Genomic DNA, 6125 nt, shown 5'->3' on the forward strand with positions numbered 1-6125 from the left:
GGAGCCAGTTCTATCGGCTGACGGACAGCCTGTCTACTCGACCGAGTTTTCGAATTCACCAGCCAAGCTCTATCGCTTTACAGGCTTTACCCCAACTGCCATGATTTACTGAAAAAGTCCACATTCAGGAGGTTTTTTCCATGAAAGCTTTGATTGTGATCGACTACACGAATGATTTTGTCGCGACAGATGGTGCATTGACTTGTGGAGAGCCTGGCCAGGCTATTGAAGGACGCATTGGAGAGCTGATCCGCGACTTCCTCGCAGAAGGCGACTTTGTCGTCATGGCAGTCGACGCTCATCGCGAGCAGGACCCGTACCACCCTGAGACTGGACTCTACCCTCCGCATAACATTATCGGTACGGCTGGCCGGAATTTGTATGGCAGCATTCAGGAGATTTACGAGGAATTCGAAGATACGATTCACTGGATGGATAAGACGCGCTACAGTGCTTTCCAAGGTACCGACCTTGCGCTATTGTTGCGCACGAGAGGTATTACCGAGATTCATCTGGTAGGTGTCTGCACGGACATTTGTGTACTGCATACAGCGATTGAAGGCTTCTATAACGGCTTTTCTGTCGTCATCCACGAGGATGCTGTAGCGAGCTTTCTTCCAGAAGGCCACAAATGGGCTCTCGGTCATTTTCAGAACCAGCTTGGCATGACTGTTCGAAAAAAATAACAGGCTCATGACGATAGGAGGCAATTTTTATGCGAATCGGCATTTATGGCAGCAGCTTTGATCCCATAACGTACAGCCATTTGTTCACGGCAGCGACCGTCGCTCACCGGAGACGACTGGACAAAGTCATTTTCGTACCATGCTCTTCAAAGCGTCATGATAAAAAATTGCAGACAGAGGACGTCCATCGCTTGCACATGCTCAAACTGGCTTTAGCAAGCAGTACACACAAAACAAACAAGTATGACGAACCTCTTTTCGAAATTTCTACAGTCGAGATGGATGCCTTGCCAGGTGAAACCTATACGTATGATACGATGATGCACATGAAAAAGAAGTACCCGAGCGACGAGCTCTTTTTCATCATGGGGTCGGATTTGTTAGAGGGACTGTCGAACTGGGGCAACGCCGAAAAGCTGGTAGCAGGCTTCAACTTCATCGTGATGTCGCGTGAAGGCTATCCGACCGCTGACCTGATCGCAGAGGACGCGCTACTGCGCAATCACGACGAGCATTTTCTCATTATGAGCAAAGGCATCAATATGGGAATCAGCTCTACCTACATCCGAGACGAAATCCGCAAGGGCGGCGATCCCAGCTTCCTGTTGCCAGATGCTTGCCTTCAGTACATTTATGAAAAAGGAATCTACAAAGAGCCCTACGTATAATCTCATAAAAAAACAGCCGAACCTGTGAAGTGTCGGCTGTTTTCTTTGTCGTCTCCATCAACGATTGAGAGTATTGGCAATAACAGGCTTTTGGATCTTTTTCTGATAGTTCACCAAGCAAATACTGCACACGATCAATACCAGACCAGCGATGAGCGAATACGTAACCGGCTCGTCCATGAAAATGGTACCAGTGACAACTGCGATGAGCGGCACGAGAAACGTAAAGGCGGCCACCTTGCTCGCTTCGCCTGCATTCACGAGCCCAAAGTAAATGACAATGGCAATCGGTACACCAAATGTAGCGCCATAGCTGAGACCGATCAGATACTGAACATTCCAGACAATGTCGGACCAGCTCTCTACGCCTGTCCCCAAAAGAGTTAAGGCCGCGCCACCAATGATGCATTGCATGGTAACCATCCACAGCGAATCTACCTTGGCACTGACTTTTTTCACATAGATCACGCCTAGCGCCCACGTAAGAGCCGTCAACAAACCTAAAATGACGCCCACGATGGAAACCTGTCCAGTCAGTCCATCTGCACTGACCGCAAGTATCCCGAGGAATCCCATGATCAGCCCAATGATCTTGAGCACCGTCATGCTCTCACCCAGCCACAACCAGGCAAAGAGTCCAATCAAGATTGGCTGGAAGTACACCAACACAGAGAATAATCCACCTGGCAAATACACGAGTCCAACCGTCTGAATGCCGTAAAAGCACAATGTATTCAGAAAGGCAGATATACAATAACGCAACCAGTTTTCACGCCAGTTGATCTTTTTCCATTTCGGTAAAATGAATAAAGCGAGCAGAAGTCCGCCAATCAGCGAACGCATTCCTGCGAATAAAATCGGTGGCGTATAGGCGAGTGACATTTTGTAGATCGACCAGCTTAATCCCCACATCAATACCAAACCTGCAATAGCGACAACAGTCCTACCTGAAAACTTTCCCACGAGGGGCCTCCCTTTCTAGCTGCACACTTGCACTTATGTTTTTGTCCGCCTCTTATAGTATCACACAAAAGAAGAAGCCGGATGTTCTCACCCGGCTTTGCTTCCTGCCATATTATTGCTGCTCTTGACGCAGAAACTGGTCGAAAGCATCTGTCGGAAGCGGCTTGCTGAACAAATAGCCTTGACCGTGGTCGCAGCCATTTTCCTTTAGAGCCGCTACTTGATCATGCAACTCAATTCCCTCTGCGATGACATTCATATTGAGACTTTGCGCGATCGTGACAATCGCTTTGACAATCGCTTGACTCTCTTGGTTGTGATGAATGTCCCGAATAAACGAGGCATCAATTTTGATCGTATCGACTGGCAAGCTTTTAATATAACTAAACGAGCTATAGCCTGTCCCAAAATCATCAATCGAAATTTGGATGCCGATGTCCCGAATCTGTTGCAGGACTGCCGTCGCCTCTTCCATTTTGACAAAAATGCTCTCCGTAATCTCGAGCTCCAGCCAATTAGGAGACAGTTTTGTTTCCCGAAGAATATCCTTAATCATCTCGACCAGATCTTTTTGATAGATTTGTCTCGCTGACAAATTCACAGAGACCTTCAACGTATATCCTTGATCGTGCCAGGTTTTATTTTGTTTGCACGCCTGTTTCAAAATCCATTCCCCAAGCGCCAAAATCATCCCTGTCTCCTCGGCGATTGGAATAAAGCGATTCGGCGGGATGATGCCCAGCTCCGGATGCACCCATCTGACTAGCGCCTCCATGCCTGTCATCGCGCTTGTCGCGATATCGATTTTGGGCTGGTAGTAAATTTGGAACTGCTCTTGTTCAATGGCTTTCCGCATCTCATTTTCCATCAAGATACGCTCCAGCGACTTCGCCTCCATCGTCGGATCGAAAAAGTCATAACCATTCTTCCCGCGCGATTTCACTGTATATAATGCCGTATCGGCCCGTTTCAACAAATCTTCGGGGTTGTCCCCATCCTGCGGGTACATGGCGATGCCGATGCTGCACGACACATTGAACACATGACCATCCAATTCAAACGGCCGCTGCAACTGATTCATGATGTGCTCTGCCAATGCAGTCGCTTCGTTTCGATCTTGCAGCTGGTTCTGCATAATCGTAAATTCGTCTCCACCCAACCTGGCCACGACATCTCCTGGCTTGAGGCATGCCTGTAGACGCTTTGATGCTTCGATCAGCAACATATCCCCTACGTCATGACCGAACGAATCGTTCACATCCTTGAAGCGATCCAAATCCAAAAACAGCACAGCCAGATTCGATTGAAAACGCTTGGCCTGCATCATTTCCTTGCTAAGTTGTTGGACATACATCCGTCGATTCGGCAGGTCTGTCAACGCATCGTGATAAGCCAAGTGGTGAATCGTCTCTTCGGACTGTTTACGGTCTGTGACGTCACGGGTAACGAGGAGCAGCTTCGTCACATTTCCTTCTTCATCCATGATCGGATTGATTTTGCTTTCTGTCCAGATAACATCGTTTCTTTGGGTATTAATCCGGCATTCTACCATGTACTCTTTACGCGTAGAAAAGGCATGCTGAATCGCATAAGCAAAAATATCTCGGTCATCCTCTACAATCCACTCGAACAGGTTCAGGATTTCCTCATCTGGAACGGTATGCTCCCATACACGCTTGTGAGACGGGGACAAATAGAGAAATTCCCCATCCAGGTTGATGATGCTGATGATATCCGACGTGTTTTCCGCGATGATGCGATACTTTTCTTCACTACGCTTGAGCTCGTCTTCCATCTGCTTGCGAGCTGTGATATCACTGCGAATGGAAAGGTATTGATAGATCTCGCCCGCTTGGTTCTTAAATGGCACGATGGTAGTATCGACCCAATAATAGCTGCCATCTTTTGCGCGATTGCGAATCTCCCCCCGCCAGACCTGGCCAGATCGAATACAAGACCACATTTCTGTAAAAAAGCCTTTCGGATGAAAACCCGAATTAAGAATACGATGGTCATTTCCAATCAATTCGCTTCGTTCATATTTCGATATGAGGCAAAATTGCTCATTTGCCCGCAAAATAATCCCCTTATGGTCTGTAATTGCCAAGATCGTGGATTGGTCCAAAGCGTATTTGACATCTGCCAGCTCATTCACAACCATGTTCAGCTCACCATCTTTTTCGCGTAGTAGCCCTACCCAATCTTGGGGTGTAAGTGAAGATATCATTTGGTTTTTCATTTCAGTCACCTGCTTTGGATACAGTCAAAAAAAATGATCCTTACAGAAGGATCGTAACGTTCTGAATACAAGTTCGTTCCATTTTACCATGTTTTTCCGAAAGATCAACGCGAACAACTGCGGGAGAACCAACATTTTTGCAAACTTCTTGAGGTGTTCAGACGAAAAAAATGAACCAGTGCACGTAGCCTGGCTCACTTTTTTCAACAATGGGTATGTTCGTGTTTCTTCCCTTACAACCGGGCAAGAATGCTGCGATTGAGGTCTGCGACAGAATTGCTGCCAGACAGCGCCATTGCGACGTCAAATTCATGGATGAGTGTATCTAACACACTCGCTACGCCTTGTTCTCCGGCAACAGCCAGTCCATACAGGAATGGGCGACCAATCAGTATGGCATTGGCACCTAAAGCAATCGCTTTAAAGACATCTGCTCCTGTACGCACGCCACTGTCGAGCAAGACAGGTATTTTGCCAGCTACCACCTCGGCAATCGCTGGCAACGCATCCAGCGTAGAAATGGCGCCATCCATCTGCCTCCCTCCGTGATTGGAAACGATGATTCCATCTACACCATGCTCTAAAGCAAGTCGCGCATCATCCGGATGCAAAATGCCTTTTACCAAAATTGGTAAACGAGTATGCTCACGCAAAAAGGCGATATCGTTCCAATTCAGTGCTGGATGATAAATGTTTTTCAACACTTCCTCCACTGCATTCTCCGGCGTTACCTCAGGGAGTCGCGAGCAAAAAACAGGGTCTGTCAAGTAATTCGCCAGTCCTTTTCCTTCCCGCAGTGGCGAATACCCGTTGCGGAAATCTCTGCGTTTCCACCCTAGCATGACAGTATCTACTGTGAGAACAATGGCAGAATAGCCAGACTTTTCCGCTCGTCTGACCATGCTCGCAGAAACCTCCCGATCATTCGACCAATAGAGCTGGAACCATCGATAGGCATCGCCCATCACTTCGGCAATCTGTTCGAGTGAGTGAGCGGAAACCGTACTGGCTACGAACGGCACCCCTGCTGCTGCTGCCGCCTTGGCAGACGCCAGCTCTCCATCGGGATGTGAAATCGTCTGCATGCCTACAGGTGCCAAGAAGATCGGTGTGCGCAACGCTTGATTGTACATCGAAATACCGAGGGTGCGATTCGTCACATCCCGCATCATCCGCGGAATGATTGCCCAACGGGAAAAAGCGGTCCGGTTTTCTACCAGCGTTTCTTCTGCCCCTGATCCCCCGGCAACATAATCAAATGGCCCATCCGGCAAAACCTCTCGCGCCCTTTTCTCCCAATCCTCAATGGAAATCGGCAGTGCCTGCGTGTCTTTGTTCACACGGGTAAATAAGAGTGATTCCTCATTTGTTTTCGTCATCTGGTTTGCTTCCTTTCTGCGATCGTCTTTCATCTTTTTTATCTCAATTCACATAAATTCGCAATAGTCTTAATCTCAATTCTATTAGCGAGCTTGTCCACTCTCACATGCGCCTTTTTCAAGGCTACTTTTTCTTCTTGCCTTTCCTGGCTGCTCGACGAACCCGTTTCTTTGTCTTCACTGTCTTCAT

At 47.9% G+C, this 6125-nt stretch carries 5 protein-coding genes; 2 read left to right on the forward strand and 3 right to left on the reverse strand.

Features of this window, described 5'->3' with window-relative positions:
• The first annotated feature begins 140 nt into the window (after nucleotides 1-140).
• Together PMI05_RS29290 and nadD are read left to right on the forward strand one after the other, a co-directional pair.
• A complete protein-coding gene (locus PMI05_RS29290) occupies nucleotides 141-686 on the forward strand; it encodes a cysteine hydrolase family protein (RefSeq protein WP_007729905.1) in 546 nt (181 codons plus the stop codon).
• Between the two features lie 29 nt (nucleotides 687-715).
• A complete protein-coding gene (nadD, locus tag PMI05_RS29295) occupies nucleotides 716-1354 on the forward strand; it encodes a nicotinate-nucleotide adenylyltransferase (RefSeq protein ID WP_007729907.1) in 639 nt (212 codons plus the stop codon).
• A 57-nt stretch (nucleotides 1355-1411) separates the two neighbouring features.
• Here nadD and PMI05_RS29300 read toward each other — a convergent pair whose 3' ends face one another.
• The 3 genes from PMI05_RS29300 to PMI05_RS29310 form a co-directional block, all read right to left on the reverse strand.
• The gene (locus tag PMI05_RS29300) at nucleotides 1412-2317 is read right to left on the reverse strand and encodes a DMT family transporter (RefSeq protein ID WP_007729909.1); all 906 of its coding nucleotides are present in this window, start codon (nucleotides 2315-2317) and stop codon (nucleotides 1412-1414) included.
• Between the two features lie 112 nt (nucleotides 2318-2429).
• On the reverse strand, nucleotides 2430-4556 hold the full coding sequence (locus tag PMI05_RS29305; protein WP_007729912.1) for a bifunctional diguanylate cyclase/phosphodiesterase: 2127 nt from the start codon (nucleotides 4554-4556) through the stop codon (nucleotides 2430-2432).
• 233 nt (nucleotides 4557-4789) lie between these two features.
• Complete coding sequence (locus PMI05_RS29310) at nucleotides 4790-5935, reverse strand: alpha-hydroxy-acid oxidizing protein (protein WP_039961658.1); 1146 nt, start codon at nucleotides 5933-5935, stop codon at nucleotides 4790-4792.
• Nucleotides 5936-6125 lie beyond the last annotated feature (190 nt).

The sequence above is a fragment of the Brevibacillus sp. BC25 genome (genome assembly GCF_000282075.1).
Classification (GTDB): domain Bacteria; phylum Bacillota; class Bacilli; order Brevibacillales; family Brevibacillaceae; genus Brevibacillus.